This window comes from Oceaniovalibus guishaninsula JLT2003, assembly GCF_000299575.1.
Taxonomy (GTDB): Bacteria; Pseudomonadota; Alphaproteobacteria; order Rhodobacterales; family Rhodobacteraceae; genus Palleronia; species Palleronia guishaninsula.
In genome coordinates this window covers 1-26,245 of record NZ_AMGO01000021.1, presented here as the reverse complement: position 1 = coordinate 26,245, position 26,245 = coordinate 1, and the positions used below count along the sequence as shown (strand labels likewise).

The following is a 26,245-nucleotide window of genomic DNA, read 5'->3' as shown; positions in this document are numbered from 1 at the left end:
AAACGGACCGCCCCCGTGCCTATGTTGGGTCCAGGACCGGACCGAAAGGGCATCCATGAACGTGCATCTGCCAAAGACCGCGCCCCTCGGGGATGCCGACGACGCCGCGCGCGCGCTGGATGCGCTGCGCCTCTGGGCGGCGTCGGCGGCGCCCGAAGAACTGGCGCGCGCCGATCCGGCCCTGCGTGCCCTGCTGCCCGGTGCGGCGGGCCCCGCGCCGCTGTCGCGCGTCTATCCCCATGCCTTCGCCAGCGACGCGGCCTATATCGCCACGCTGCCCGACCTTCAGAACGGCCCGGCCGCGTCGATCCGGGGCGCGCGCCGCACCATCCAGCATGTCGGCATCAGCAACTTTCGCTTGCCGATCCGCTATCGCACCCGCGACGGCGACGACATGACGCTGGAAACCGCCGTGACGGGCACTGTCAGCCTCGATGCCGAGTCGAAGGGCATCAACATGTCGCGCATCATGCGGACCTTCTATCGCCATGCCGACCGGACGTTCAGCTTCGGGGTGATCGAGGCCGCGCTCGACGACTACAAGACCGATCTGGGCAGCTTCGACGCCCGCATCCAGATGCGCCTGTCCTTCCCGATGCGGGTGCAAAGCCTGCGCTCGGGGCTGTCGGGCTGGCAATATTACGACATTGCGCTGGAACTGGTCGATCAGGGCGGCGTGCGGCGCAAGATCGTGCATCTCGATTACGTCTATTCCTCGACCTGCCCCTGCTCGCTGGAACTAAGCGAACATGCCCGCCTGTCGCGCCGCCAGCTTGCCACGCCCCATTCGCAGCGGTCCGTGGCGCGTCTTTCGGTGCTGCTGGAACCCGACCGGCCCTGCCTCTGGTTCGAGGATCTGGTCGGGATCTGCCGCGCCGCCGTCCCGACCGAAACGCAGGCGATGGTCAAGCGCGAGGACGAACAGGCTTTCGCCGAACTCAACGCCGCCAATCCGGTCTTCGTCGAGGATGCGGCGCGGCTTTTCGCGCAGGGCCTGCACGCCGATGAGCGGATCGCCGATTTCCGCGTCGTGGCCAGCCACCAGGAAAGCCTGCACAGCCACGACGCCGTGTCGGTGCTGACCCAGGGCGACACCTTCGCGCAGGCCAGCCTCGATCCGCGGCTGTTCGCCAGCCTGTTCCACGTGGGCTGAGCGATGCGCGCGTGGTCCTGCACCTGCGGCGCCGTGCGGCTCGACCTTGCGGACGGGCCGGGCGACGCCACGCCCATCGTGTGCTATTGCCGCGATTGCCGCGCCCATGCCCGCGCGCTGGGCCGCGACGACCTGCTCGATCCCGCGGGCGGGCTGGTGCTGCGGCAGACGACGCCGGGCCGCATCGCGCTGCGCGCAGGTGCCGACCGCCTCGCTTGCCTGCGCCTGACGCCGCGCGGGCCGCTGCGGTTCTACGCCGCGTGCTGCGACACGCCGCTGGCCGTCGTCGCCCCCTTCCGCGCCGTGCCCTTCGCCAGCGTCGTCATGCCGCCGCAGGCCGATCCGCCCGCCGCCCGCGTCCATCGCGGCAGCGCCACGGCCCGCGTGCCCCGCCCGCACGGCAACGTCGCCGCGCTGCTTTTCACGGCCGCGCGACGCACCCTTGCGGCGCGGCTCGCGGGGGCGCACATGCAGACTCCGTTCTTCACCGATAACGGCCGCCCCGTGGCCGCCCCCCGATCCCTGACGCCGTCCGAACGCCGCGCCGCCTATGCCTGAAAGTCCGATGATCCCCCCCATCACCACCGCCCTGCGCGACGGCACGCCCGTGCTTTTGCGCACCGTAACCCCCGACGACGCCCCGCTGGTCGAACAGGGATTCGCCCAGCTTTCCGACAGCTCGCGCCAGTTCCGCTTCCTGCGCGCCATGCCGCGGCTGGGGGCCGAGGATCTGCGCTTTCTGACCCATCCCGACCACACCTCGCACGAAGCCATCGGCGCCGGCGTGATCGAGGGCAGCGCCATCCGCCCCGCCGGCATCGCCCGCTGGCTGCGCCTGCCGCCCGTCGCGGGCGACCCCCCGCAGGCCGAATTCGCCATCACCGTCATCGACGCCTGGCAGCGGCGGGGGCTGGGGTCGCTTCTGCTGGGGCTGCTGGCGCGCGACGCGTCCGGCCACGGCTTCCGGCGCTTCTCGGCGCTGGTCCATGCGGGCAATGCGGGCATGATCGGGCTGATCCAGGGGCTGGGCGGCACCATGCTGTCGGCGCACGGCACCGAACGCGAATACGCCTTCGACATCCATACCGATCCGGCGAACTATCCCGACACGCGGGCGGGCGACGTGTTCCGCAGGGCATATGGGCTGACCGCGGACGCCGCCGCCGCTTGACACATTCGGGACGCGTGCCCATGCGTGGCGCATGATCGACCTTCGCCCCGTAGGACACGTGATCGGCCTGCTGGTCGCGGTGCTGGGCGCGACGATGCTGATCCCGATGGTTGTCGATGCGGCCTATGGCAACGGGCACTGGCCGATCTTCCTGCAAGCCGCGGTGATGACCGTCTTGGGGGGCGGGCTGACCGCGCTGGCCACCGCGAACAGCAATACCGGGCGGCTGTCGCTGCAACAGACCTTCCTGCTGACCGTCGCCGTCTGGGTGGCGCTGCCGTTGTTCGGCGCGATCCCGTTCCTGATGGATCCGCTTCATGCCCGCCCCGTCGATGCCTTCTTCGAGGCGATGTCGGGTCTCACGACCACCGGATCCACCGTCTTTTCCGGCCTCGACCGTCTGCCCGAGGGCATCCTTCTGTGGCGCTCGATGCTGCAATGGTTCGGCGGCATCGGCATCATCGTCATGGCGATGGTGTTCCTGCCCGAATTGCGGATCGGCGGGATGCAGATCTTCCGGTCCGAAGCGTTCGACACGATGGGCAAGATCCTGCCCCGCGCGGCCGAGATCGCCAGTCAGATAAGCTGGATCTACGTCTCGCTGACCTTCGCCTGCTTTCTGGGTTATATCGCGCTGGGCCTCGACAATTTCGATGCCGTCAATCACGCGCTGACCACGCTCAGCACCGGGGGCTTTTCCACCCGCGACGCGTCGTTCGGCGCGTTTCAGGGCGCGCCGGAATATCTGGCGTCGATCTTCATGATCCTCGCCAGCCTGCCCTTCGTGCGTTATATCCAGCTTCTGGCCGGCACCGCGCGCCCCATCCTGCTGGACGTGCAGGTGCGCGGCTATCTGGCGGTCATCGCGGTTACGACGATGGTGCTGGCCTTTTTCCAGATTACGGCCGACGGCCGCGGGATCGAGGAAAGCCTGCGCGAGGCGGTGTTCAACGTCACCTCGATCATCTCGGGCACCGGCTATGCCAGCGTCGATTACCAGCTTTGGGGCGCCTTCGCGATGGTGGCGTTCTTCTTTCTGGGCCTCGTCGGGGGCTGCGCGGGATCGACCTGCTGCTCGGTCAAGATCTTCCGCTATCAGATCGTGCTGTCGGCGGTCGCGGCGCAGGTCCGCCGCATCAACTCGCCCCACGGCATCTTTCAGCCACGATTCGACGGACGCCCGGTCGCTGTGGACGTGCTGTCGTCGGTGATGGCGTTTCTGGTGCTGTTCATCGTGTCGCTGGGGGTTCTGTCGGTGCTGCTGGGCCTGACGGGGCTGGATTTCGTCACGTCGCTGTCGGGCGCGGCCACGGCCATCGGCAATATCGGTCCGGGTCTCGGGCCGGTGATTGGCCCGGCGGGGTTCTTCGGGCCGCTCAACGACACCGCGAAATGGCTGCTGATCGCCGGGATGCTGGTCGGGCGGCTGGAACTGATGGCGGTCTATGTGCTGTTCACCGCGCGGTTCTGGCGCGCCTGACCGCTCAGCCCCAGCGGTCGGACCAGCAGGGATAGGGGTCGCCCGGTGCCCTGCGTGCGTGAAAGACGCCGCGCGCGATGGCGCGGGCAAGGCAGACCGATGCCGCATGGCCGATGGCCGCCAGCCCCGCCGCATCGGGCGCGGGCCGCCGCAGGGTCGAGGCGGCGAAGACCAGGTCGCCGTCGAAGGGCGTGTGGCTGGGCAGGATCGCCCGCGCCATGCCGTCCTGCGCCATGACCGCCACGCGCTGCGCCTGCGCCTTGTCCAGCGCGGCATCCGTGGCGACGATGGCGATGGTCGTGGCCGTGCCAGGCGGCGCGCCGCGCGTCTCGGGCCGGGCCGAAGCGGGGGCGCCGCGCGATCCGAACTCGCCGTCCAGCTCGAACGGGGCGGCCCGGAACCGGCCCGTCTCGGGGCAGGCGACGCCGCCCACCGGGTTCGCCGCCACCAGCGCCCCGACCGTCACGCCGCCGTCCAGCACCAGCGACGCGCTGCCCAGCCCGCCCTTCAGGCATCCCGCGACCGCCCCCGTCCCGGCCCCTTCGGTGCCCAGCGCAAAGCGTGTCCCCGCCGCCTCGACCGCCGCGCGGCCCATCGCCGGATAGGGCGTGTCGGTCCAGTCATGCGTTCCGCCCGATGCCAGATCGTAAAGGATCGCCGCCGGAACGATGGGCACCCGCCGGTCGCCCACCGGCCAGCCGCGTCCCATTCCGCGCAGCGCCGCCATCGCCCCGTCCGCCGCCGACAGACCGAAGGCCGATCCGCCCGACAGCACCAGCGCGTCGATGCGGTCCACCAGGGTGCCGGGGCGCAGCAGGTCGGTCTCGCGCGTGCCGGGCGCGCCGCCCATCACATCGACCGACGCGGCGAACGGCCCGGTGCCCAGCACGACCGTCACCCCTGATTTCAGCGCGTCGTCGGCGGCATTGCCGACCAGCAAACCGGCGACATCGGTGATCAGGTTCAGCGGCCCCGGCCTGCCTGTCAGCATGATTGCGCCTCTTTTCCGGTCGCGCTGCCCGACCTGTACGTTTCGCGCTCCGAAATGTACAATTTGTACGTTTCAGCCGCCGGTCGCCGCCTGCCGGATGGCCGCGATGGCCTTGGCATAGGTCTGCGGATCGTCCGCATTGCCGCCCCGGAACACCGCCGATCCGGCCACCAGAACGTCCGCGCCCGCCGCGACGACCCCGCCCGCCGTGGCGGGGTCGATGCCGCCATCCACCTCCAGGTGGATCTCGCGGTCCCCGATCATGGAGCGCAACTCCCTGATCTTGCTTGACATATCCAGAAACGACTGACCGCCGAAGCCGGGGTTGACCGTCATCACCAGCACCAGGTCGGCCGCGTCCAGCACATGTGCTACGGCCGACGCGGGCGTCGCCGGGTTCAGCGCCACCCCCGCCCGAACCCCGTCCCCCGGATCGCCTGCAACGTCCGGTGCAGATGCGGCCCCGCCTCGACATGCGCCGTCAGGATGTCCGCGCCGGCCTTGGCGAACGCCTCAACATATTGATCTACCGGGGAAATCATCAGGTGCACGTCCAGCGTCCCGCGCACATGCGGCCGGATCGCCGCCACCATCGCCGGCCCGAAAGTCAGGTTCGGAACGAAGTGTCCGTCCATCACATCGACGTGAACCCAGTCCGCCCCGGCACTTTCGACGGCCCGGCATTCGTCTCCGAACCGGGCGAAATCGGCGGCCAGGATCGACGGCGCGATCTTCACGTTGCGGTCGAACGGCATGGCAAATCCCCTTTTTCATGGGATGTATCCCTTGCCGGGCCTCGGGAAAAGGGCCGTCGCGGAACGCTTGCGGATCGGCGGGCCGGATGCGAACGTGCCGCACGAGGAGTTTGCGATGCCCGAACCCGTCACCCGCCTGCACCCCGAAACCGCCCGCAATCCCGGCATGCCGCTGGACATGGACATCGTGCGCGCCGTGCAGGCCAATACCAGCGCCATAGAACGCCGCGCGGCCACCTTGCCGGGGCGCCGCACGGTCAAGAAGGACTGGCAGGCCGCGTGGCTGCTGCGCGCGATCACCTGCATCGACCTGACCACGCTGTCGGGCGACGACACCGAAGGCCGCGTGAAGCGCCTGTGCGCCAAGGCTCGCCAGCCCGTCCGCCCCGACCTGCTGGACGCGATGGGCATGGCTCCGATCACCGTCGGCGCCGTCTGCGTCTATCACGACATGGTCGAAACGGCGGTGCGCGCGCTGGACGGATCCGGCATCCCGGTCGCCGCCGTCTCGACCGGCTTTCCGGCGGGACTGTCGCCCTTCCGCCTGCGCCTGGCCGAGATCGGCGAAAGCGTCGCCGCGGGCGCGTCCGAGATCGACATCGTGATTTCCCGCCGCCACGCGCTGACCGGCGACTGGCAGGCGCTTTACGACGAAATGCGCGCCTTCCGCGACGCCTGCGGGGACGCGCATGTCAAGGCGATCCTGGCGACCGGCGAACTGGGCACCCTGCGCAATGTCGCGCGCGCCTCAATGGTCTGTATGATGGCGGGGGCCGATTTTATCAAGACCTCGACCGGCAAGGAAGGCGTCAACGCCACGCTGCCCGTCAGCCTGACGATGATACGCGCCATCCGCGCCTATCGCGCGATGACCGGCGCACGCGTCGGCTACAAGCCCGCGGGCGGCATTTCCAAGGCCAAGGACGCGCTGACCTATCTTGCGCTGCTGAAGGAGGAACTGGGCGACGACTGGCTGCGTCCTGCGCTGTTCCGCTTCGGTGCGTCGTCGCTGCTGGGCGATATCGAGCGGCAGTTGGAACATCACGTGACGGGCCGCTATTCGGCCGCCTGGCGGCACGGTCTGGCATAGGGAAACGGCATGAGCGTGGCGGAGATCTTCGAGACGATGGAATACGGGCCGGCCCCCGAGGATGCGCGACCGGCGCTGGACTGGATCGCGTCGCATGGCGGGCGCTTCGGCTGCCATATCGACGGGCGCTTCGCCGATCCGGGCGAGGCGTTCGCCACCCGCAATCCCGCCACCGGCGATGCGCTGGCCGAGGTGACGCAGGCCGCCCCGGCCGACATCGGCGCCGCAATCGCCGCCGCCCGCCGCGCTCAGAAGGGGTGGGAGGCGATGGGCGGTCCGGGCCGCGCACGCATCCTCTATGCGCTGGCGCGTCTGGTGCAGAAGCAATCGCGCCTGTTCGCGGTTCTGGAAACGCTCGACACCGGCAAGCCCATCCGCGAATCGCGTGACATCGACATCCCCCTGGTCGCGCGGCACTTCTACTATCACGCCGGCATGGCCCAGCTGATGCCAGAGGCGCTGCCGGATGCCCGCGCGCTGGGGGTCTGCGGCCAGGTCATCCCGTGGAACTTTCCGCTGCTGATGCTGTCCTGGAAGGTCGCGCCGGCGCTGGCGATGGGCAACACCGTGGTGCTGAAGCCCGCCGAATGGACGCCGCTGACGGCGCTGCTCTTCGCCGACCTGGCGGGGCAGGCGGGGCTGCCGCCCGGCGTGCTGAACATCGTCACCGGCGACGGTGCCGTGGGCGAGGCGCTGGTCGCCGCCCCCGTGGACAAGATCGCGTTCACCGGATCGACGCCGGTGGGCCGCGCCATCCGCCGCGCCACCGCCGGAACGGGCAAGGCGCTCAGTTTGGAACTGGGGGGCAAGTCGCCCTATATCGTCTTCGACGACGCCGATATCGACAGCGCGGTCGAGGGTTTGGTCGATGCGATCTGGTTCAACGGCGGGCAGGTCTGCTGTGCCGGATCGCGCCTGCTCGTGCACGAAGGCATCGCGGACGACCTGCACAACCGCCTGCGCGCGCGGATGGACAGGCTGCGCATCGGCGATCCGCTGGACAAGTGCATCGACATGGGGGCCATCGCCGATCCGGTTCAGGCGGGCCGCATCGCCGCGATGGTCGAGGATGCGCCGGGCGAGGTCTATCGTCCCGCCACGCCCCTGCCGGAGCGGGGCGCCTGGTGCGCGCCGACACTGATCACCGGCCTGCACCCGTCCGACCGCCTGATGCAGGAAGAAATCTTCGGGCCCGTTCTGGTCGGCACCACGTTCCGCACCCCGGACGAGGCGGCGAGCCTTGCCAACAACACCCGCTATGGTCTGGCGGCGACGGTCTGGACCGAGAACGTCAACCTGGCGCTGGACATCGCGCCGAAACTGCACAGCGGCATCGTCTGGGTGAACGGCACCAACATGATGGATGCGGCCGCGGGCTTTGGCGGGGTCAAGGAAAGCGGTTTCGGCCGCGAAGGCGGCTGGGAAGGGCTGCGCGGCTATGTCCGCACGGGCGATCCGGGGCAGAAGCTTCAGCCCGTCGCTGCCGTGCCCGCGCCGGACGAGGCGCGCGCCGATGCGCTGGACCGGACGGCCAAGCTTTATATCGGCGGCAGGCAGGCGCGACCCGATGGCGGCTATTCCCGCGCGGTCTGGGGCAGGGACGGGCGGCTTCTGGGCCATGCGGGGCTGGCCAATCGCAAGGACGTGCGCAACGCCGTCGAAGCGGCGCGGGGCGCTGCTGCCTGGTCCCGGACGACCGGCCATGCGCGCGCTCAAATCCTTTATTTCATTGCCGAAAACCTGGATGCCCGCGCGGCCGAATTCGCGGCGCGCCTGCGCGACATGACCGGGGCCGGCGATAACGACGCGCGGGCCGAGGTCGCGGCGTCGGTGGACCGCCTGTTCACCTGGGCCGCCTGGGCCGACAAGCACGACGGCGCGGTCAAGGGCGTGCCCATCCGTGGCGTGGCGCTGGCGATGAACGAACCCCTTGGCGTGATCGGCCAGTTCGCCCCCGATACCGCGCCGCTGCTGGGACTGGTCGCCATCGTCGCGCCCGCCATCGCCATGGGCAACCGCGCGGTCACGGTGGCCAGTCAGCCCTTTCCGCTGGCGGCGACGGATTTCTATCAGGTGCTGGACACGTCCGACCTGCCCGGTGGCGTCGTCAACATCCTGACCGGCGATCACGCCGAACTGGCCCCGCACCTGGCCGGGCATGCCGATGTCGATGCCTGCTGGTCCTTCTCGTCGTCGGACATATCGGCGGTGATCGAGCGGGAATCGGCCGGCAACCTCAAGCGCACATGGGTCAATAACGGCCATGCGCGCGACTGGAGCCGCGCCGACAGCGCCGCTTTTCTGGCGCACTCGACCGAGATCAAGACGGTCTGGGTGCCCTACGGCGAATAAGGTCTAAAGCGGGGCGATGCGGATGCCGTCCGCCTCAAGCCGGGCGCGCAGGGCGCGGGCGGCGGCGACCGCGCCCTGTTCGTCCCCGTGCAGGCAGATCGTGTCGATCCGCGTCGGGGTCCGCTTGCCGGACGCCGAGATGATCGCCCCCTCGCGCACCATCTCGCTGATCCGCGCCGCCGCCTCGTCCGCATCGGTGATCATCGCGCCGGGCGTGCCGCGCTGGATCAGCGTCGCGTCGTCGTTATAGCCGCGATCGGCGAAGATCTCGGCGGCATATTCGGTGCCGAGCGCCTTGGCCGCGTCCTCCATCGGGGTGGCGGCCAGCACCATCAGAACCAGATCGGGCTGCACCTCCAGCGCGGCGGCAAAGGCGCGGCGGGCCAGCTCGCCATCGGCCACCGCCATATGCGAAAGTGCGCCGTGCAGTTTCAGGTGCCGCACCGTGCCGCCCGCCGCACGGGCCATCGCCTGCGCCGCGCCCAGTTGATACTGCACCATATGCGCCACGCTGTCGGGGGCCATCTGCATCGACCGTCGCCCGAACCCCTGAAGGTCGGGAAGGCCGGGATGCGCGCCGATGCCGACGCCGTTCGCGACCGCGCGCTTCATCGTTTCGGCCATCACGTCCCAGTCGCCCGCATGGAAGCCGCAGGCGATGTTGGCCGACGTGACGATCTTCAGCAGCGCCGCGTCGTCGCCCATCGGCCACGCGCCGAAGCTTTCGCCCATATCCGCATTCAGATCGACGCTGGTCATTGTTCCTCCTCGGGCGTGCCGGATGTGACGCCGCCGATCAGTTGATAGGACAGAAGGTCGGGCATGTCGCGCGGATCGCGCGTGATGGGCCTGACGCGGGCGCGGAGGGCGGCCATCAGCGCGTCGTCGTCGCGCCAGGTCGCCAGCGCCTCGTCCGGCGTGACGAAGCGAAAGCGCAGCACGTCGCCGGGGGCGGCCTGCATGGCGCGCGGCAGGTCGGCGGGCAGGATGCAGCCGATCCGGGGATAGCCGCCGATCGTCTGCGCCTCGGGCCCCAGGATATAAGGCGTGCCGTCGCCGGTCATCTGCACGTCGCCGGGCACGATCACTTCGGACAGCAGCGTCAGCTGGCCCTGCGTCGCAAAGGGCGCGCCATCGTGTTCCAGCCGCACGCCCTGACGGTTGCCGCGCGGATCGCGCACGAAGGGCGTGGCGGCGAACCGTGCCAGATCGTCTTGGGCGAACAAGGCGGTGTGGGCCGAAGGCAGCATCCGCAGATCGCCGCCGCCCAGCCGCGCCTCGGGGTCTAGGCCGCGATTGACGGCCTGCCCCGGATCGGCACCGACCGGCAGGCGGGTGCCGTCCTGAAGCGTCGGGCCCAGCGCCAGCGCCAGATGCGCGGCCCGGCTGCCCATGACGGGCGGCACGTCGATCCCGCCGCCCACATTCAGATAGGCGAAGACACCCCCCCGCGCTGCCCCGACGCTGAACCGCGCGCCCGGCTCGACCCGGTGGACGGCATCGGGCGGCAAGTCCTTGTCGCCCAGCCGCAGCACCGCGCGCGCGCCGGTCAGCGCGACGCGCATCGGTTCGGTCGCCTCGAACGTGCCGCCCGCGCCGGTCAGTTCCAGCGCGGCCAGGTCGGGCGGCTGGCCCAGCAGCGCCGCGCCTTCCGCCAGCGCCAGCCGGTCGGCCGCCCCCCCGCGCGACAGGCCCTGCGCCAGCCAGCCCGTCCGCCCGCGATCCTGAACCGAACAGCCGGCGCCGATGCGGTGGACGATCAGCGCCCTCATGCCAGCGCCTCGGACGTGGCGCCGGCATCGGGCTGACCGGCCAGACGCTGCATTTCGTCCTCGCTGACGGCGCGCAGCCGAACCTCGTCGCCGGGGGCCAGCGGGATGGGCCGTTCACCGTGATCGGGACGGAAGCAGCGGAACCGCGTCAGCCCCACCTGCCGCCAGCCCGTCGGGCCGGATGTCGCGAACATGATGACCTGCCGCACCGCGACGATGACCGCCCCCAGCGGCACCGACCGCGTCAGCGCCGATTGCCGGTCGAGGTTCCAGTTTGCGTCGAGCGTGCCCAGATAGGCCTGCCCCGGCGCGTATCCCAGCGCCAGCGCGCGCAAGGGCCGCGCGGTCAGGTCGCGCACGGCACGGTCGGGCGACACCCCGGCCAGCGCCGCCGCGTCGGCCAGTTGCGGCGCGCAGGCCCCCTCGAAACAGACGGGCACCGTCCAGCGGGTCCGCCCGCCCGGCAGCGGCGCATCCGACCAGTCGCGCCCCGCCAGCAGTTCCCGCAGGGTCGCGTGCAGCCGGTCATGGGACAACGCCACCGGATCGAAGGCGATGAAGGTCGAGGCGAGCGATGTCGATGTCTCGCGGATGCCGCGGATGCCGGCCCCGTCCACGACGCCGCGAAAAGCCAATGCCGCACGGTTGCCGCTATCCGACAGCGTGTCCGCGAAACGGACCAGCATGCCGTCCAGCCCCAGCGGGATGATGTTCGGAAAATCGTCGCCTGCGCCGTCGTTCACGGAAGCCTCCGACAAGTCTTATGTTGCACGGCTCGCAATCTCGACGCAGGTTGTCAACATCCACGCGACCAAGGCCCGGCAGAGGCCGCCACCCGACAGGAGCTTCTCATGAACGCAACGATCCGCCACGGCGTCGCCGCCGCCCTTCTCGCGCCTCTCGCCTGCGGCCCCGCGCTGGCCGAAACCTGGGACATGCCCACGCCCTATGGCGACGGCATCTTCCTGACGCAGAACGTGCGGCAGTTCGCGCAGGACGTGTCGGACGCCACCGACGGCGCGCTGGAGATCACCGTTCACTCGGCGCAGTCGCTGTTTCCGCACGAGGAGATCAAGAACGCCATCCGCTCGCGTCAGGTGCCCATCGGCGAGATTTTCCTGTCGCGGCTGAACAACGAGGATCTGGCCTATGGCGTGGACAGCCAGCCGTTCCTCGCGACGTCCTATGACGAAGCATGGAACTTGTGGCAGGCGCAAAAGCCCGTGATCACCGACATGCTGGCCGAGGAGGGGCTGAAGCCGCTTTTCGCCGTCGCCTGGCCCGCGCAGGGCCTTTATACCAACGGCGAGATCGGCAGTATCGACCAGATGTCGGGCCTGCGCTTTCGCGCCTATAACGCCCAGCTCGAGGAATTCGCCCAGCTTGCCGGCGCGGCGCCCGTGCAGGTCGAGGCGGTCGATATCCCCCAGGCCTTCACCACCGGCCAGGTCGAGGCGATGATCACCTCGCCCTCGACCGGCGCGGACAGCAAGGCATGGGATTTCGTAACCCATTATTCGCCGATCAACGCCTGGATTCCGAAGAACATCGTCCTGGTCAACCAGCGGGTCTTCGACGGCCTGCCCGAGGACCAGCAGCAGGCCGTCCTCGACGCCGCCGCCGCCGCAGAGGAGCGGGGTTGGGACATGTCGCGGCAGGAAGCCGAGGAAAAGACACAGATCCTGCGCGACAACGGCATCACCGTCTACGAACCCTCGCCCGAACTGGTCGAGGGACTGAAGGCCATCGGCGACCGGATGCTCGATACATGGCAATCGCAGGCCGGCGACGAGGCGCAGCAGATCCTGTCCGACTATCGCGGACAGTAGGCGGCGATGCGCCGCGCGCTCGACACGGTCTATGCCACCGCCGCATGGGCGGCCGCCATGGCGGTTCTGGTGATCTGCCTCGTGGTGACGGCGCAGGTCGTGCTGAACGTGGCGTCGCGGCTGGGCGGGGCGGGGGTGGCGCTGACCATCCCGTCCTATGCCGATTTCGCCGGCTTCGCGCTGGCTGCGGCAACCTTCCTGGCGCTGGCGCCGACCCTGCGCGCCGGCGTGCATATCCGCGTCAACCTTGCCGTCATGCGCCTCCCGACAAGGCTGCAATGGGTGGCCGAACTGATCGTCCTGGCGCTGGGGACAGCGATGGCCGCCTATGCCACATGGTTCGCGGGATCGCTGCTGCAGGAAAGCCGTCATTACGGCGACATGTCCACCGGCATCGTGGCCGTGCCGATCTGGATCCCGCAGATCGCGATGGTCGCGGGGCTGGGGCTGCTGACGGTGGCGCTGCTCGACACGCTGGTGGAATCGCTGCGCCGCCGCACCCCCATTCTCAAGGACGCGGCCGAGGCATGACTGCCCTTTCATCTTTCCCCAAATACCTCGGGGTCCGGGGCAGCGCCCCGGTCCACCCCCCGATCCGATGAGCGATCCCGCGATCTTCGCGATCCTGCTGGCCCTGCTGATCGGGCTGCTGGCGGCCGGGTTGTGGGTCGCGCTGGCACTGATGGTGATGGCCTTTGTCGCGATCGCCGCCTTCACCAACGCGCCCGAGGGGCTGGTGCTGGCCACGACGCTTTGGGGCCATTCGCATTCCTGGCCGCTGGCAGCACTTCCCCTGTTCATCCTGATGGGCGAGATCCTGCTGCGCTCGCGATTGAGCGAGGACATGTTCACCGGCCTGACCCCCTGGCTCGCCCGCGCGCCAGGGCGGCTGCTGCACGTCAACATCCTGGGCTGCGCGATCTTCGCCGCCGTGTCGGGGTCGTCGGCGGCGACGGCGGCGACCATCGGCAAGATGTCGGTGCCCGAACTCAAGGCGCGCGGCTATCCGATGTCGCTGATCCTGGGCACGCTGGCCGGATCGGCGACGCTGGGCCTGCTGATCCCGCCCTCGATCATCCTGATCGTCTATGGCGTGGCGACCGAGCAGAGCATCGCGCGCCTTTTCGTGGCGGGCATTCTGCCGGGCACCATGCTGATCGTGCTGTTCTCGGGCTATGTCGCGATCCGCGCGCTGATGGCGCCGCATCTCATTCCGTTCGAGTCCGCGCGCTATTCGTTTGGCGAGAAGCTGCACGCCGCGCGCCGTCTGGTGCCGGTCATGCTGCTGATCGGCGGCGTGATCGGGTCGATCTATACCGGTATCGCGTCGCCCACCGACGCGGCGGCGGTCGGCGTGGTGCTGTCGGTGGTGCTGGCGCTGTCCACCGGCAGTTTCGGCTGGCGGGATTTCCGCGATGCGCTGCTGGGCGCGACCTTCACGTCGTGCATGATCGCGTTCATCCTGCTCGGCGCGTCGTTCCTGACCATCGCCATGGGCTTTACCGGCATCCCGCGCAACCTGGCCGCCTGGATCGGCGGGTTCGATCTGTCGCCCTATGCGCTGCTGGCCGTGCTGACGCTGTTCTTCATCGTGCTGGGCTGCTTTCTGGACGGTATCAGCCTGGTGGTGCTGACCACGTCGATCATCCTGCCGATGGTGCAGGCCGTGGGCATCGACCCGCTGTGGTTCGGCATCTATCTGGTGCTGGTCGTCGAGATGAGCCAGATCACCCCGCCCGTCGGCTTCAACCTGTTCGTCATCCAGGGGCTTACCGGCATCGACATCCTGCGCGTCGCCTGGGCCGCCCTGCCGTTCTTCCTGCTGCTGCTGCTGGGCGCCGCGATCATCACGGTCTTTCCGCAGATCGTGACGGTCCTGCCCAACGCCATGGGCAACTGACCGCCCCGCTTGTCACACCTGACGGCAGGGGGTAGCACCGCGGCGGACATTTCCGGGGAACGCGGACCTATGGACGAGCTGAGAACGAAATACCTGTCGCGCATCGTCGATGCCTCGGACGAGGCCGCGCTGGAGGACGTTCGCCTTGCCGCCATCGGCAAGAAGGGCGAAGTGGCGCTGGCGATGCGCGAGCTGGGCCGCATGACGCCCGAGCGCCGCCAGACCGAGGGGCCGCGCCTCAACGCCCTCAAGGACGAGATCACATCGGCCATCGCCGCCCGCCGCGCCGCGTTCGAGGATGCGGCGCTGGAGGAGCGGCTGCGCTCGGAATGGCTGGACGTGACGCTGCCCGGTCGCCGGCGCGGCACGGCCCCCGGCAGCGTTCATCCGGTCAGCCAGGTCTGGGAAGAAGCGACGGCGATCTTCGCCGATATGGGGTTCGGGGTGGCCGAAGGGCCGCAGGTTGAATCGGACTGGTACAATTTCGACGCGCTGAACATCCCCGACCATCACCCCGCGCGCGGCGAGATGGATACGTTCTATATGCACCGCGCCGACGGCGATGCGCGCCCGCCGCATGTGCTGCGCACCCATACCAGCCCCGTGCAGATCCACGCCATGCAGCAGCAGGGCGCGCCGTTGCGCATCATCTGCCCCGGCCGCGTCTATCGCGCCGATTACGACCAGACCCACACGCCGATGTTTCACCAGGTCGAGGGGCTGGCGCTGGACCGCCACATCAGCATGGCCAACCTCAAATGGGTGCTGGAGGAGTTCTTCACCGCCTATTTCTGCACCCGCGTGAAGACCCGCTTTCGCGCGTCGCATTTCCCCTTCACCGAACCCTCGGCCGAGGTGGACATCCAGTGCCGCTGGGACGGCGGCACCGTGAAGGTGGGCGAGGGCGACGACTGGCTGGAAGTGCTGGGCAGCGGCATGGTGCACCCTTCGGTGCTGACGGCGGGGGGCATCGACCCCGACGCCTGGCAGGGCTTTGCCTTCGGGATGGGGATCGACCGGATCGCGATGCTGAAATACGGCATCCCCGACCTGCGCGCCTTCTTCGACAGCGACCTGCGCTGGCTGCGGCATTACGGGTTCGCCCCGCTGGCCGTGCCTACCCTTCGCGCCGGGATCTGACGCCCCTGCGACGCGCGGGCGACAATTTCGCAACTATTCCTGTCGGCGCGGAACAAATCGGCCTTTCCGGCAATTCCACCCCTGATCACGGACAGGCGAGCGCCTTTGCTCTACCCTGTCCGCACCAGCACAGGGGAACGACATGAGCGCGATAATTTATCTTGTAGGGTTGATCGTGATCGTTCTGGCCATCCTGAATCTGGTCTCTTGACCCATTAGAAGGAGACGACGATGTCCGACATGAACAACAACACATCCCGAACCACCGGAACCGAAGACGCCAAGGCCAAGGCCGAAGGTCTGGCCGACGAGGCGCGCAACGCCGCCAAGGGTGCCGTGGACAGCGCGTCGCAGGCCGCGCGCGATCAGGCCGATGCCGCGCAGGGCCGCGTCGCCGACGAAGTGTCGAACTTCGCCTCGGCCATCCGCACTGCCGCGGACGAAATGCGCGACGGCTCGCCTCAGGAACGCACCTTCGCGCAGATCGCCGACAGCCTTGCCGACGCGTCGGATTCGCTGCGTAACCGCGATTTGGGCGAAATGGCGCGCGATGTGGGCGATTTTGCGCGCCGCAACCCGCTGGTCTTCCTGGGCGGCGCCGCGCTGCTGGGCTTTGCCGTCGCGCGCTTCGCCAAGGCGGGAACCGACCGGCCCTCGGGCGGCTATGCGGCTTCGGGATCGGGACGCCAGGGTTCGGGGGCCTATGCCGACCGGACGACTTCGGGCACGTCCTATCGCGGCGCTTCCGCGGGCGGCACGACGACGACCGCCACCGGAACGGCCTACGGCTCGACCCCGACGGCCGGGGCCGGATCGACGGGCGGCACCGCCGGCGCGACCAGCTATGCCGGGCAGGACACGCGCAACACCGCGCCGACCTCCGACACCATTCCGGGCACCGCGACGCCGCCGCGCAAGGGAGACATTTGATGACGAACGATCCGAACATGACCACCCCTCCGCCGGCCACGCCTGTCGTGACGCCGAAGGAAGAACCGGGCTTCATCAAGAGCACCGGCAATCTGCTGACCGATACGCTGAACAGCGTCAGCTCGCTGATCCGCAACGAGATCGACCTTGCGCGGGCCGAGGTGGACCAGAACGTCAAGCGGGCCGGTCGGGCCATCGGGATGCTCGTTGCTGCCGGGGTGATCGGGCTTGTGGCGCTGAACGTCCTTGCGGCGGCGCTGGTCGATGCCATCGCGGCATTCGGGCTGGCCGTTGGCTGGGCGGCGCTGATCGTGGGCGCCATCCTGGGCATCATCGCCTATATCCTGATGAACAAGGGCACGTCCGACCTCAAGCTTTCAAGTCTGGCTCCGACGCGCACGGCCAAGAACGTGCGCCGTGACGCCAACGCCGTGAAGGAAACCTATAATGACAAATGACACCCGCACCCCCGCCGAGATCGAGCGCGACATCGAGGCCGAGCGCGCGCACCTGACCAGCAACCTGGATGAAATCCAGGAACGGTTTTCGTTCGACGGGCTGGTTCGTGAAGCCAGCGCGCAACTGCGCACCCATGGCGGCGAGATCAGCCAGACGCTGGCCGAGTCGGTCAAGCGGAACCCGGTCGCGCTGGCCGTGACGGGCGTGGGGCTTGCCTGGCTCATCTTCGGCAGCAGCCGCACCCAGACGACGGCCGCCCCCGCCTATGGAGCGCCCTATCGCGGCGATGCCTATGGCGACGACCCCTATCGCGCCGATCGCCGTCCGTTGTCGCGCTATTCCTCGGCGCCGCTGCCGCGCAGCCAGCCGGATTACGAAGTGTACGATACCGAACCGTCCTGGGCGCGCAACGTGGGCGATCTGCACGATTACGACTATGACGATGACGACGACGGCCCCTCCGCCGCCGACCGTGCCAAGGGCGCCGCACATGACGCTGCCGACCGGGCCAAGGGTGCGGCGCAAGAGGCGCGCGACCGGGCATCGGCGACCGGCGCCGCCGTCAGCGCGTCCGCCAGCCGTACCGCCGGGTCGATCCGCGACCGGGCCGAACGTGCGGGCGACCGTCTGTCGGATCGTTGGAACGCCGCGAAGGAAGGCGCGGGCGAGCAGTCGGAACGGGCGCGTGCCGCCTATGACCGGATGCGCCGCCGCGTGGCCGAAGGGACCGAGCATCTGTCGGCCGAGGCGCGCGACCGCGTCGTCGCCGCCCGGATGCGTGCGGTCGAGGCGCGCAATTCCGCCCGCCGCACCATGCGTCAGGGGGCTGAACGTGCCGGTGACGCCTTCGACGAACAGCCGCTGGTCTTCGGCGCGCTGGCGCTTGCGGTCGGCGCGGCCATCGGCGGGGCGCTGCCGCGCACCGCGCGCGAGGACGCGTTGATGGGCGAATACAGCGACAGCCTGATGCACGAGGCCGAAGCGATCTTCAACGAAGAGCTGGATCGCGCCAAGCGCGTCGGTTCGGCCGCCGTCGACGAGGCCAAGAAGGTCGCGTCCGAGGAGAAGGACAAGATCGACTCGAAGGCCGACGGCGACAAGACGGCGGCGGACGAGGCCGTCGATGACGCCAAGGCAGCCGGCCAGCGCATCGCCGACCGCGCCCGCGACGAGGCCAACAAGGACAGTGGCACCAAGATCTGACGCTTGGCATCGCTCGAACAGACAGGGGCCGGGGGAAACTCCGGCCCTTTTTTCGTATCGCGGCGCGGGCTGGCGGGGCGGCGTCGCCCCTGATATGCCGCACCCCGGATCAAGACGGATGGCGATGCGATGAAGTTCACCCTTTCCTGGCTGCGCGACCACCTCGACACTGCGGCGTCAATGGACGAGATCGCCGAGGCGCTGACCGATCTGGGGCTCGAGGTCGAAAGCGTCACCGATCCCGCCGCGCGGCTGCACGATTTCACGCTCGGCTATGTCGAGAGCGCCGAACAGCACCCCGATGCCGACCGGCTGCGCGTCTGTCAGGTCCGCACGGCGGACGGGATGCGGCAGATCGTCTGCGGCGCGCCCAATGCACGGGCGGGCATCACCGTCGTCGTCGCGCGGCCCGGCACCTATGTTCCGGGCATCGACACGACGATCCAGGTCGGCACCATCCGGGGCATCGAAAGCCACGGCATGATGGCGTCCGAGCGCGAGATGGAACTGTCGGACGAACATGACGGCATCATCGAGTTGCCCTCGGGCGAGGTCGGACAGCGGTTCACCGACTGGCTGGCCGCCAACGACCCCGCGCGCGTCGATCCGGTGATCGAGATCGCCATCACCCCCAATCGCCCCGACGCGCTGGGCGTGCGCGGCATCGCCCGCGATCTGGCGGCGCGGGGGCTGGGGGCGCTGCGTCCCATGGCCGTCGATCCGGTGCCGGGCGCGTTCGACAGCCCCGTCGGCGTCGCCATCGACGCCGACACGCTGGAGGATTGCCCGCATTTCACCGGCCGCGTGATCCGCGGGGTGCGCAACGGACCCAGCCCCGACTGGATGCAGGCCCGCCTGCGCGCCATCGGGCTGCGGCCGATTTCGGCGCTCGTCGATATCACGAACTTTTTGACCTACGATCTGAACCGGCCTTTGCACGTCTTTGACATGGCAAAGGTGCAGGGCGATCTGCGGGTTCATCGCGCGGCGGGCGACGAGGCGCTGACGGCGCTGGACGAGCGCGACTATACGCTGGCCCCCGGCATGACCGTCATTTCGGGCGCGCGCGGCGCCGAAAGCATCGCCGGAATCATGGGGGGCGCTGCCACGGGCGTGTCGGACGCGACGACCGATGTGTTCGTGGAATCGGCGTTCTGGAATCCCGTCACCATCGCCCGCACCGGACGTGCGCTGAAGATCAATTCGGACGCGCGCTATCGGTTCGAGCGCGGGGTCGATCCGGCCTTCACCCGTCCGGGACTCGAAGCGGCGACGCGGCTGATCCTCGACATCTGCGGCGGCGAGGCGGCCGCGGTGGTCGAGGCGGGGGCGGCACCCGACACCGCGCGCGACTATGCGCTGGATACGGGCCGGGTGCAGTCCTTGGTCGGCATGTCGATCCCGCCCGAAACCCAGTTGCAGACGCTGCGCGCGCTGGGCTTTGCCGTGGACGGCGACCGCGTGACGCCGCCGTCCTGGCGGCCCGATGTGCAGGGCCCGGCCGATCTGGTCGAGGAGGTGGCGCGCATCGCCTCTCTGACGCGGCTGGTGCCGCAGCCGATGCCGCGCGCCCGGCCGGGCGTTCCCGCGCCGATCCTGACGGACGCGCAAAGGCGCGAGGCGACGCTGCGCCGGACCTGCGCCGCGCTGGGCTATGCCGAGGCCGTCACCTACAGTTTCATCGACCGCGACAGCGCCGCGCTGTTCGGCGGCGGCGACGATGCCACCCGTCTGGAAAACCCCATCTCGTCCGAGATGAGCCATCTGCGGCCGTCCCTTCTGGCCGGTCTGTTGCAGGCCGTCGCGCGCAATCAGCGGCGCGGTATCGCCGACATCGCGCTGTTCGAAGTGGGCGCGGTCTTTTCCGGCGGCGAGCCGGGCGACCAGCAGATGCAGGTCGGCGGTCTGCTGACGGGCCGCACCGGGCCGAAGGATGTGCACGGCGACAGCCGCCCGGTCGATCCCTTCGACGTCAAGGCCGATGCCGAGGCGCTGCTGGCCGCCATCGGCGCACCCGCCCGCGCGCAGATCCGGCGCGGCGGCGAAGGCTGGTGGCATCCGGGGCGGCACGGGCAGATCTGCCTTGGCAAGTCCGTCATGGCGACATTCGGCGAACTGCATCCGCGCATCCTGCGCGCGATGGGCGTGAAGGGCAGCGCGATGGCGTTCACGATTTCGCCCGACGCCGTCCCGCAGCCCCGCAACCGCAACGCCGCGCGGCCCGCGCTGCACCTGCCCGAGCATCAGGCGGTCGAGCGGGATTTCGCCTTCGTCGTCGATGCGCGGACCGAGGCCGCGACACTGATCGCCGCCGCGCAGGGCGCCGACAAGACACTGATCGACGATGTGCGCGTATTCGACAGCTTCGCCGGCGGCACGCTGGGCGAGGGGCGCAAGTCGCTGGCCATCGCCGTCAGGCTGCAACCGCGCGGCCGCACCCTGACCGACACCGAAATCGAGGCGGTTTCAGACCGCATCGTCGGCGCCGTCGAAAAGGCCACCGGCGGCGAATTGAGACGCTAGAAAGGACAAGCCATGCTGAACGTCTATCTTTCGGGTGAAATCCATACCGACTGGCGCGACCGGATCGTGGCCGGCTGCACCGGGCTCGAGGTGTCGTTCCTCGGCCCCGTCACCGATCATGCGGCCAGCGACGATTGCGGCGTCGCCATCCTCGGGCCAGAGGAAAACAAGGTCTGGCACGACCGCAAGGGCGCGCAACTGAACGCGATCCGCACCCGCAAGGGGATCATGGATGCCGATGTGGTCGTCGTGCGCTTCGGCGAGCAATACAAGCAATGGAACGCCGCCTTCGACGCAGGCTATGCCGCCGCCCTCGGCAAGTCGCTGATCGTGCTGCACGGTCCCGAACACGCCCATGCCCTGAAAGAGGTGGACGCCGCCGCGCTGGCCGTCGCCAAAACGCCCGAGCAGGTCGTCGATTGCCTGCGCTATGTCCTGACCGGCAAGCTGCCCGGCCGATCCTAGCCCGGATCGGGGATCTTCAGGCCGCGCTGCACGGCGGGGCGGTCCATGAAGCGGCGCAGATAGGCGACCGTGCGCGGATGGTCGTCCCATCCCACGGCGTCCTTCGCGCCATAGAAATCCAGCGCGTTCAGCCACGGTGCGATGGCGATGTCGGCGATGGAATAGCCGCCCGCCACCCAGTCGCGGCCGTCCAGATGCCCCTCGATCACGCCCAGCAGGCGGCGGGCTTCGGCCACATAGCGGTCGCGCGGGCGCTTGTCCGGCCAGTCCGCACCGCCCAGCTTCCAGAAGAAGCCGAGCTGCCCGAACATCGGCCCTACGCCGCCCATCTGCCACATCAGCCACTTGATCGCATCGTATCGCGCGGCCCCTTCGCCAAGAAGTTTCCCCGACTTTTCGGCCAGATAGATCAGGATCGCGCCGCTTTCGAACAGGCCGATGGGTTGTCCGCCCGGCCCGTCCGGGTCGATCATCGCGGGGATCTTGTTATTGGGGTTCAGCGACAGAAAGGCGTCGCTTTTCACGTCGGCATCCTTCAACGTCACCAGATGCGGCTCGTAGGGCAGGCCGGTTTCTTCCAGCATGATCGACGCCTTGACGCCATTGGGCGTGGGATAGGCGTAAAGCTGGATCGCCGACGGGTCGGCGGCGGGCCATCGGGCGGTGATCGGAAAGGCGGACAGGTCGGGCATGACGATCCTTCGGCTGCGGGTTCCCGCCCGAACCTAGCGCCGGATCACGAAAAACCGATGCCAGGTGTCATATCCGTGATATGGCGGATCCCGGATTATTGTGCATCAGGGCATCGGGGCGGAGTTATGATCAAGGAATTCAGGGATTTCATCGCCAAGGGCAATGTCATGGACCTTGCCGTTGGGATCATCATCGGGGCGGCGTTCACGGCCATCGTCAATTCGCTGGTCGGCGATCTGATCAACCCGGTCATCGGGCTGATCCTGGGCGGCGTGGATTTCACCAGCATGTATGTCGTGCTGTCGGGCACCGTTCCCGAAGGCGCGGGGCTGGAAGCGGCGCGCGCGGCGGGGGCCGCGATCTTCGCCTATGGCGCGTTCGTCACGGCCTGCATCAACTTCCTGATCATCGCCTTCGTCGTTTTCCTGCTGGTCAAGGCGGTCAACCGCATCAAGGCAATCGCCGAGCGCCCCGACGATGTCGAGCCCGAGGTCGCGACCGGCCCGAGCGAGCTGGACGTGCTGCTGCAGATCCGCGACCAACTGGCGGGCGGGCGTCCGGCGGACCGCGCCTAGGCCAGCACCTCGGCCGGGGCGATCGCGTCGATCCCCAGCGCCTCGCCCACGGGCAGGTTGGTCAGCCGCCCGGCATGGACGTTCAGACCGGCGGCCAGGTGCGGGTCGTCGCGGCAGGCATCCCGCCAGCCCTTGTCGGCCAGCGCCAGGATGAAGGGTAGCGTCGCGTTGCCAAGCGCCAGCGTCGCCGTGCGCGCCACCGCGCCCGGCATGTTGGCGACGCAGTAATGCATGATGCCGTCCACCTCGAACACCGGATCGTCGTGGGTGGTGGGGCGCGACGTCTCGAAACAGCCGCCCTGATCGACGGCGACATCGACGATCGCGGCGCCGGGTTTCATCGTCGCCAGTTGCGCGCGGCCGACCAGCTTGGGCGCCGCCGCGCCGGGGATCAGCACCGCGCCGATCACCATGTCGGCGCGGGCCAATTCCTCGGCCAGCACGGTCGCGCCGGCATAGCGGTTGACGAACAGGTTTCCGAACGTCTCGTCCAGTTGGCGCAGGCGGGGCAGGGACCGGTCGATGACCGTCACCCGCGCGCCCATCCCGGCGGCGATCCGTGCCGCATGGGTGCCCACCACGCCGCCGCCGATCACCAGCACGTCGGCAGGCGCCACGCCCGGCACCCCGCCCATCAGCACGCCGCGCCCGCCATTGGCCTTTTGCAGCGTCCAGGCACCCATCTGCGGTGCCAGCCTGCCCGCCACTTCGGACATCGGCGCCAGCAGCGGCAGACCGCCCTGTGGGTCCGTCACCGTTTCATAGGCGATGCAGGTGGCCTTCGATCCGATCAGGTCGGCGGTCTGGTCGGGATCGGGGGCCAGATGCAGATAGGCGAACAGCACCTGCCCGTCGCGCAGCATCGCGCGTTCCTTCGCCTGCGGCTCCTTCACCTTGACGATCATTTCGGCCTGGTCGAACACCGCTCGGGCATCGGGGACGATGCGCGCGCCCGCATCCTCATAGGCCGCGTCCTCGAATCCCGACCCGACCCCGGCGCCTGCCTCGATCAGCAGGTCATGGCCGCGACCGGCGATTTCGCGCACGGCGTTGGGGGTCAGGCCGACCCTGTATTCGCGCGTTTTCGTTTCGGTCGGACATCCGATGATCATCGCCTTCTCCCGTCGTTTTCGTCAGGATGACACGGGAAGGCCGCCGGCGGATAGAGAAACCTTGCCTCTATCCCCCCGCGACGCGCAGGACGATCTTGCCGACATGATCGCCCTCCTCCATCCGGCGGTGGGCGTTCGCGGCATCGTCCAGCGCGAACTCGCTGTCCATGATCGGCCCGATGCGACCGGCATCCAGCCACGGCCAGACGGTTTCGCGCAGGCTGTCGGCGATCCGCGCCTTGGCCAGATCGGATTGGGGACGCAGGGTCGATCCGGTCAGCGTCAGCCGGCGCATCATCAGCGGCGCGAGGTTCAGCGCGACCTGCGGTCCCTGCAGGAACGCGATCTGCACAAGGCGCCCGTCATCGGCCAGCGCCTTGACGTTGCGTGGAACATAGTCGCCCCCCACCATGTCGAGGATCAGGTTCGCGCCTCCGGCATCACGCAGGATTTCGACGAAATCGGCATTGCGGTAGTTGATCGCCTCGGCGCCCAGATCGGCGCAGACGCGGCACTTGTCGTCGGTTCCGGCGGTGGCCCAGACGCGCGCGTCCAGCATGCGGGCGATCTGGATCGCCGTGGTGCCGATGCCGGACGATCCGCCGTGAACCAGAAACCGCTCGCCCGCTTCCAGCCGGCCGCGCATGACGACATTGGACCAGACGGTGAAGTAGGTTTCGGGCAGGCAGGCCGCCTCGCGCAGGGCCATGCCGTCCGGCACGCGCAGGACGTGATCGGCCTGGGTGCGGACGTATTCGGCATAACCGCCGCCCGGCAGCAGCCCGCAGACAGCGTCGCCCACGTTCCAACCAACACCGTCGCCCACCGCCGCGACATGGCCCGAAGATTCGAGGCCGGGCAGGTCGCTGGCGCCGGGGGGCGGGGCATAGGTGCCCGCGCGCTGGGCGACATCGGGACGGTTGACCCCCGCCCAGGCCACGCGGATGACCACCTGACCGGGGCCGGGTCGTGGTACGGGCCGGGTTGTCGGGCGCAGGACTTCGGGACCGCCGCCGTTGCCGGCGATCTCGATGGCGGTCATTTCATCGGGAAGGGTCATTCGGGCGTGCTCCGCCATGTGCCGGGAAGATCGACGCGGGGCATCTTCATCGGCGCGCGGACATGGCCGAGCGCCCAGTTCGGTCCCGCCAGAAGCGTGCGAAGAATGGGATTGGCATTCGCCGCGGCCTTGACCTTCTCGATCCGCATCACGTCCTCGATCCGGCGGTCGATGAACGCCCAGGTGTCCTGATTGTCGAGGCTGTCGTCGCCCAGCCAGTAAAGCACCGTCGATCCGTAGACCCCCGCCAGCGTTGCGCGCTTGGTGTACCAGTTGATGTCCGTCGCGGTGTCGCCCAGGGCCGTCCAGATACGGTCCGCCGTGCCCCAAAGCGCCTTGCTGCCGTCCGCCGAATACATCGGCAACGAGAACAGGGTGAAGCCGCGCCGCACCGCTTCCTTGTCGCGCACGACCTCGATCCGGGTGCGCAGGGCGGCGGCGACGCGGTCGCGGAAGCGCATGTCGGCCAGGTCCATCTGCCGCAGTCTGTCGGCCATCGCGTCGTCGCCCCGGATGTGCCAGGCCAGCGCCAGATCGACCGGGCCACGCGGGAACAACGCGCGCGCCTCGGCCAGCGGAACGCCGGCATCGCGCGCCGCGGCTTTCAGGGTGGCTTCGGACCAGCCGTCGAACGGGACATTGACCAGCGCGGCATCCAGAATGGCGGAACGGGGATCGGGTGGCATCGCATCTCCTCTGGGTTCGGGTGGACAATCTAGGCGCGCGCTGCTAGAAGACCACCTCCTGCATCCATGCAACTCAAACCTAGAAAGGTGGTGAAAACCACATGCAGGTCAGTGTTCGTGACAACAACGTCGATCAGGCCCTTCGCGCGCTGAAGAAGAAGCTCCAGCGTGAGGGCGTCTTTCGCGAGATGAAGCTCAAGCAGCATTTCGAGAAACCGTCCGAAAAGAAGGCCCGCGAGAAGGCCGAGGCGATCCGCCGCCAGCGCAAGCTGGCGCGCAAGAAGGCCCAACGCGAAGGAATGATGTAGATCGTTCCCGACGTGACGGCATTGGCCCCCGGACCGCTGGTTCGGGGGTTTTTTCGTTTCACGTGGAACAGTTTAACGGCGTGTCAGTCTTGACTGACGAAGGATGAAGGTATCGACCGGTCCAAGGTTCGATCGCTGCCGGGATGCACCTGCCATGAAGCCGAAGATCCTGACCACGCTGGCCACCTATGACCGCGCGCAGTTCGGCCAGGACCTGGGCGCGGGCGTCACCGTGGCGATGGTGGCGCTGCCGCTGAGCCTGGCCATCGCCATCGCATCGGGGGCGGGGCCCGAAAAGGGGCTGGTGACGGCCATCGTTGGCGGTCTGCTGATTTCGCTTCTGGGCGGCAGCCGGGTGCAGATCGGCGGGCCGACAGGCGCGTTCATCGTCGTGGTCGCGGGGATCATCGCGACACACGGCTATGACGGGCTGGTTCTGGCGACCTTCATGGCGGGCATCATCATGCTGGCGGCGGGATCGCTGCGGGCCGGCAATCTGGTGGAGTATGTGCCTGAACCCGTCGTCAACGGATTCACCATCGGTATCGCCATCATCATCGCGACCAGCCAGTTGCAGGATCTGCTGGGTCTGGCGGAT

Annotated in this window: 26 protein-coding genes and 1 pseudogene; 18 read left to right on the top strand and 9 right to left on the bottom strand. The window is 68.8% G+C overall.

Annotated features, from left to right (window positions below):
- Positions 1–55: 55 nt before the first annotated feature.
- From folE2 to OCGS_RS06120, 4 genes are read left to right on the top strand one after another with little or no spacing between them, the layout of a single operon-like run.
- On the top strand, positions 56–1,153 hold the full coding sequence (folE2, locus tag OCGS_RS06135) for a GTP cyclohydrolase FolE2 (RefSeq protein ID WP_007426363.1): 1,098 nt from the start codon (positions 56–58) through the stop codon (positions 1,151–1,153).
- A gap of 3 nt (positions 1,154–1,156) precedes the next feature.
- Positions 1,157–1,711, top strand: coding sequence for a DUF6151 family protein (locus OCGS_RS06130; protein ID WP_007426362.1), 555 nt, complete (start codon positions 1,157–1,159; stop codon positions 1,709–1,711).
- 7 nt (positions 1,712–1,718) lie between these two features.
- Entirely contained in the window at positions 1,719–2,324 is a 606-nt protein-coding gene (locus OCGS_RS14510) for a GNAT family N-acetyltransferase (protein WP_007426361.1), read from the top strand.
- 31 nt (positions 2,325–2,355) lie between these two features.
- Entirely contained in the window at positions 2,356–3,804 is a 1,449-nt protein-coding gene (locus tag OCGS_RS06120; RefSeq protein WP_007426360.1) for a TrkH family potassium uptake protein, read from the top strand.
- Positions 3,805–3,808: 4 nt separating this feature from the next.
- Here OCGS_RS06120 and OCGS_RS06115 read toward each other — a convergent pair whose 3' ends face one another.
- Entirely contained in the window at positions 3,809–4,795 is a 987-nt protein-coding gene (locus OCGS_RS06115; RefSeq protein ID WP_007426359.1) for a P1 family peptidase, read from the bottom strand.
- A gap of 72 nt (positions 4,796–4,867) precedes the next feature.
- A pseudogene (gene rpe / locus OCGS_RS06110) lies at positions 4,868–5,550 on the bottom strand (ribulose-phosphate 3-epimerase).
- 115 nt (positions 5,551–5,665) lie between these two features.
- Between rpe and deoC the strand changes: the two are divergent.
- Both deoC and OCGS_RS06100 read left to right on the top strand, forming a co-directional pair.
- Positions 5,666–6,640 (top strand): deoxyribose-phosphate aldolase, encoded by a 975-nt coding sequence (gene deoC, locus OCGS_RS06105; RefSeq protein ID WP_040610681.1) that lies wholly within the window; start codon positions 5,666–5,668, stop codon positions 6,638–6,640.
- Between the two features lie 9 nt (positions 6,641–6,649).
- Positions 6,650–8,992 carry an aldehyde dehydrogenase family protein gene (locus OCGS_RS06100; protein ID WP_007426355.1) on the top strand — a complete coding sequence of 781 codons (2,343 nt, stop codon included), beginning with the start codon at positions 6,650–6,652 and terminating at the stop codon, positions 8,990–8,992.
- A gap of 3 nt (positions 8,993–8,995) precedes the next feature.
- Here OCGS_RS06100 and OCGS_RS06095 read toward each other — a convergent pair whose 3' ends face one another.
- Genes OCGS_RS06095 through OCGS_RS06085 form a run of 3 tightly spaced genes read right to left on the bottom strand, consistent with a single transcriptional unit; the run spans position 8,996 to position 11,507 of the window.
- Positions 8,996–9,751, bottom strand: coding sequence for a LamB/YcsF family protein (locus OCGS_RS06095; protein ID WP_007426354.1), 756 nt, complete (start codon positions 9,749–9,751; stop codon positions 8,996–8,998).
- Entirely contained in the window at positions 9,748–10,764 is a 1,017-nt protein-coding gene (locus OCGS_RS06090; RefSeq protein WP_007426353.1) for a 5-oxoprolinase subunit C family protein, read from the bottom strand. Before OCGS_RS06090 ends, OCGS_RS06095 begins: the two co-directional genes overlap by 4 nt.
- Positions 10,761–11,507, bottom strand: coding sequence for a 5-oxoprolinase subunit B family protein (locus OCGS_RS06085; protein ID WP_007426352.1), 747 nt, complete (start codon positions 11,505–11,507; stop codon positions 10,761–10,763). Before OCGS_RS06085 ends, OCGS_RS06090 begins: the two co-directional genes overlap by 4 nt.
- A 108-nt stretch (positions 11,508–11,615) precedes the next feature.
- Here OCGS_RS06085 and OCGS_RS06080 point away from each other — a divergent pair, with 108 nt between their 5' ends.
- The 9 genes from OCGS_RS06080 (at position 11,616) to OCGS_RS06040 (ending at position 21,213) form a co-directional block, all read left to right on the top strand.
- Complete coding sequence (locus OCGS_RS06080; protein WP_007426351.1) at positions 11,616–12,593, top strand: TRAP transporter substrate-binding protein; 978 nt, start codon at positions 11,616–11,618, stop codon at positions 12,591–12,593.
- 6 nt (positions 12,594–12,599) lie between these two features.
- Positions 12,600–13,124, top strand: a complete 525-nt coding sequence (locus tag OCGS_RS06075; protein WP_007426350.1) for a TRAP transporter small permease — start codon at positions 12,600–12,602, stop codon at positions 13,122–13,124.
- 67 nt (positions 13,125–13,191) lie between these two features.
- A complete protein-coding gene (locus tag OCGS_RS06070) occupies positions 13,192–14,493 on the top strand; it encodes a TRAP transporter large permease (protein ID WP_007426349.1) in 1,302 nt (433 codons plus the stop codon).
- Positions 14,494–14,562: 69 nt separating this feature from the next.
- Positions 14,563–15,633 (top strand): phenylalanine--tRNA ligase subunit alpha, encoded by a 1,071-nt coding sequence (gene pheS, locus OCGS_RS06065; protein ID WP_007426348.1) that lies wholly within the window; start codon positions 14,563–14,565, stop codon positions 15,631–15,633.
- Positions 15,634–15,864: 231 nt separating this feature from the next.
- The gene (locus OCGS_RS15435) at positions 15,865–16,563 is read left to right on the top strand and encodes a hypothetical protein (RefSeq protein WP_007426347.1); all 699 of its coding nucleotides are present in this window, start codon (positions 15,865–15,867) and stop codon (positions 16,561–16,563) included.
- On the top strand, positions 16,563–17,021 hold the full coding sequence (locus OCGS_RS06055; RefSeq protein WP_007426346.1) for a phage holin family protein: 459 nt from the start codon (positions 16,563–16,565) through the stop codon (positions 17,019–17,021). Before OCGS_RS15435 ends, OCGS_RS06055 begins: the two co-directional genes overlap by 1 nt.
- Positions 17,011–18,225: a DUF3618 domain-containing protein gene (locus OCGS_RS06050; protein WP_007426345.1), complete on the top strand. Its 1,215-nt coding sequence runs from the start codon at positions 17,011–17,013 to the stop codon at positions 18,223–18,225. Before OCGS_RS06055 ends, OCGS_RS06050 begins: the two co-directional genes overlap by 11 nt.
- A gap of 129 nt (positions 18,226–18,354) precedes the next feature.
- Positions 18,355–20,748 carry a phenylalanine--tRNA ligase subunit beta gene (pheT, locus tag OCGS_RS06045; protein WP_007426344.1) on the top strand — a complete coding sequence of 798 codons (2,394 nt, stop codon included), beginning with the start codon at positions 18,355–18,357 and terminating at the stop codon, positions 20,746–20,748.
- Between the two features lie 12 nt (positions 20,749–20,760).
- Positions 20,761–21,213 (top strand): YtoQ family protein, encoded by a 453-nt coding sequence (locus tag OCGS_RS06040; protein ID WP_007426343.1) that lies wholly within the window; start codon positions 20,761–20,763, stop codon positions 21,211–21,213.
- Here OCGS_RS06040 and OCGS_RS06035 read toward each other — a convergent pair.
- The gene (locus OCGS_RS06035; protein ID WP_007426342.1) at positions 21,210–21,905 is read right to left on the bottom strand and encodes a glutathione S-transferase family protein; all 696 of its coding nucleotides are present in this window, start codon (positions 21,903–21,905) and stop codon (positions 21,210–21,212) included. The genes OCGS_RS06040 and OCGS_RS06035 overlap by 4 nt on opposite strands.
- Positions 21,906–22,031: 126 nt before the next feature.
- On the opposite strand from OCGS_RS06035, the gene mscL reads away from it, so the two are divergent.
- Positions 22,032–22,481: a large conductance mechanosensitive channel protein MscL gene (mscL, locus tag OCGS_RS06030; protein ID WP_007426341.1), complete on the top strand. Its 450-nt coding sequence runs from the start codon at positions 22,032–22,034 to the stop codon at positions 22,479–22,481.
- Here mscL and ald read toward each other — a convergent pair.
- From ald to OCGS_RS06015, 3 genes are all read right to left on the bottom strand, one after another.
- Entirely contained in the window at positions 22,478–23,593 is a 1,116-nt protein-coding gene (ald, locus tag OCGS_RS06025) for an alanine dehydrogenase (RefSeq protein WP_007426340.1), read from the bottom strand. The two genes, mscL and ald, sit on opposite strands and share 4 nt — an antisense overlap.
- A 67-nt stretch (positions 23,594–23,660) precedes the next feature.
- On the bottom strand, positions 23,661–24,653 hold the full coding sequence (locus OCGS_RS06020) for an NAD(P)H-quinone oxidoreductase (protein ID WP_007426339.1): 993 nt from the start codon (positions 24,651–24,653) through the stop codon (positions 23,661–23,663).
- Positions 24,650–25,339: a COQ9 family protein gene (locus OCGS_RS06015; protein WP_007426338.1), complete on the bottom strand. Its 690-nt coding sequence runs from the start codon at positions 25,337–25,339 to the stop codon at positions 24,650–24,652. The genes OCGS_RS06020 and OCGS_RS06015 overlap by 4 nt, the downstream gene beginning before the upstream one ends.
- Positions 25,340–25,440: 101 nt before the next feature.
- On the opposite strand from OCGS_RS06015, the gene rpsU reads away from it, so the two are divergent.
- Entirely contained in the window at positions 25,441–25,647 is a 207-nt protein-coding gene (gene rpsU, locus OCGS_RS06010) for a 30S ribosomal protein S21 (protein WP_007426337.1), read from the top strand.
- Positions 25,648–25,801: 154 nt separating this feature from the next.
- The coding region (locus OCGS_RS06005) for a SulP family inorganic anion transporter (protein WP_040610641.1) at positions 25,802–26,245 on the top strand (444 nt) is incomplete at its 3' end.

Bases quoted from the DNA above. Each gene is read 5' to 3' on its own strand.
- folE2 (WP_007426363.1), top strand. From the start codon at position 56: ATGAACGTGCATCTGCCAAAGACCGCGCCCCTCGGGGATGCCGACGAC.
- OCGS_RS06130 (WP_007426362.1), top strand. From the start codon at position 1,157: ATGCGCGCGTGGTCCTGCACCTGCGGCGCCGTGCGGCTCGACCTTGCG.
- OCGS_RS14510 (WP_007426361.1), top strand. From the start codon at position 1,719: ATGATCCCCCCCATCACCACCGCCCTGCGCGACGGCACGCCCGTGCTT.
- OCGS_RS06120 (WP_007426360.1), top strand. From the start codon at position 2,356: ATGATCGACCTTCGCCCCGTAGGACACGTGATCGGCCTGCTGGTCGCG.
- OCGS_RS06115 (WP_007426359.1), bottom strand. From the start codon at position 4,795: ATGCTGACAGGCAGGCCGGGGCCGCTGAACCTGATCACCGATGTCGCC.
- deoC (WP_040610681.1), top strand. From the start codon at position 5,666: ATGCCCGAACCCGTCACCCGCCTGCACCCCGAAACCGCCCGCAATCCC.
- OCGS_RS06100 (WP_007426355.1), top strand. From the start codon at position 6,650: ATGAGCGTGGCGGAGATCTTCGAGACGATGGAATACGGGCCGGCCCCC.
- OCGS_RS06095 (WP_007426354.1), bottom strand. From the start codon at position 9,751: ATGACCAGCGTCGATCTGAATGCGGATATGGGCGAAAGCTTCGGCGCG.
- OCGS_RS06090 (WP_007426353.1), bottom strand. From the start codon at position 10,764: ATGAGGGCGCTGATCGTCCACCGCATCGGCGCCGGCTGTTCGGTTCAG.
- OCGS_RS06080 (WP_007426351.1), top strand. From the start codon at position 11,616: ATGAACGCAACGATCCGCCACGGCGTCGCCGCCGCCCTTCTCGCGCCT.
- OCGS_RS06075 (WP_007426350.1), top strand. From the start codon at position 12,600: ATGCGCCGCGCGCTCGACACGGTCTATGCCACCGCCGCATGGGCGGCC.
- OCGS_RS06070 (WP_007426349.1), top strand. From the start codon at position 13,192: ATGAGCGATCCCGCGATCTTCGCGATCCTGCTGGCCCTGCTGATCGGG.
- pheS (WP_007426348.1), top strand. From the start codon at position 14,563: ATGGACGAGCTGAGAACGAAATACCTGTCGCGCATCGTCGATGCCTCG.
- OCGS_RS15435 (WP_007426347.1), top strand. From the start codon at position 15,865: ATGTCCGACATGAACAACAACACATCCCGAACCACCGGAACCGAAGAC.
- OCGS_RS06055 (WP_007426346.1), top strand. From the start codon at position 16,563: ATGACGAACGATCCGAACATGACCACCCCTCCGCCGGCCACGCCTGTC.
- OCGS_RS06050 (WP_007426345.1), top strand. From the start codon at position 17,011: ATGACAAATGACACCCGCACCCCCGCCGAGATCGAGCGCGACATCGAG.
- pheT (WP_007426344.1), top strand. From the start codon at position 18,355: ATGAAGTTCACCCTTTCCTGGCTGCGCGACCACCTCGACACTGCGGCG.
- OCGS_RS06040 (WP_007426343.1), top strand. From the start codon at position 20,761: ATGCTGAACGTCTATCTTTCGGGTGAAATCCATACCGACTGGCGCGAC.
- OCGS_RS06035 (WP_007426342.1), bottom strand. From the start codon at position 21,905: ATGCCCGACCTGTCCGCCTTTCCGATCACCGCCCGATGGCCCGCCGCC.
- mscL (WP_007426341.1), top strand. From the start codon at position 22,032: ATGATCAAGGAATTCAGGGATTTCATCGCCAAGGGCAATGTCATGGAC.
- ald (WP_007426340.1), bottom strand. From the start codon at position 23,593: ATGATCATCGGATGTCCGACCGAAACGAAAACGCGCGAATACAGGGTC.
- OCGS_RS06020 (WP_007426339.1), bottom strand. From the start codon at position 24,653: ATGACCCTTCCCGATGAAATGACCGCCATCGAGATCGCCGGCAACGGC.
- OCGS_RS06015 (WP_007426338.1), bottom strand. From the start codon at position 25,339: ATGCCACCCGATCCCCGTTCCGCCATTCTGGATGCCGCGCTGGTCAAT.
- rpsU (WP_007426337.1), top strand. From the start codon at position 25,441: ATGCAGGTCAGTGTTCGTGACAACAACGTCGATCAGGCCCTTCGCGCG.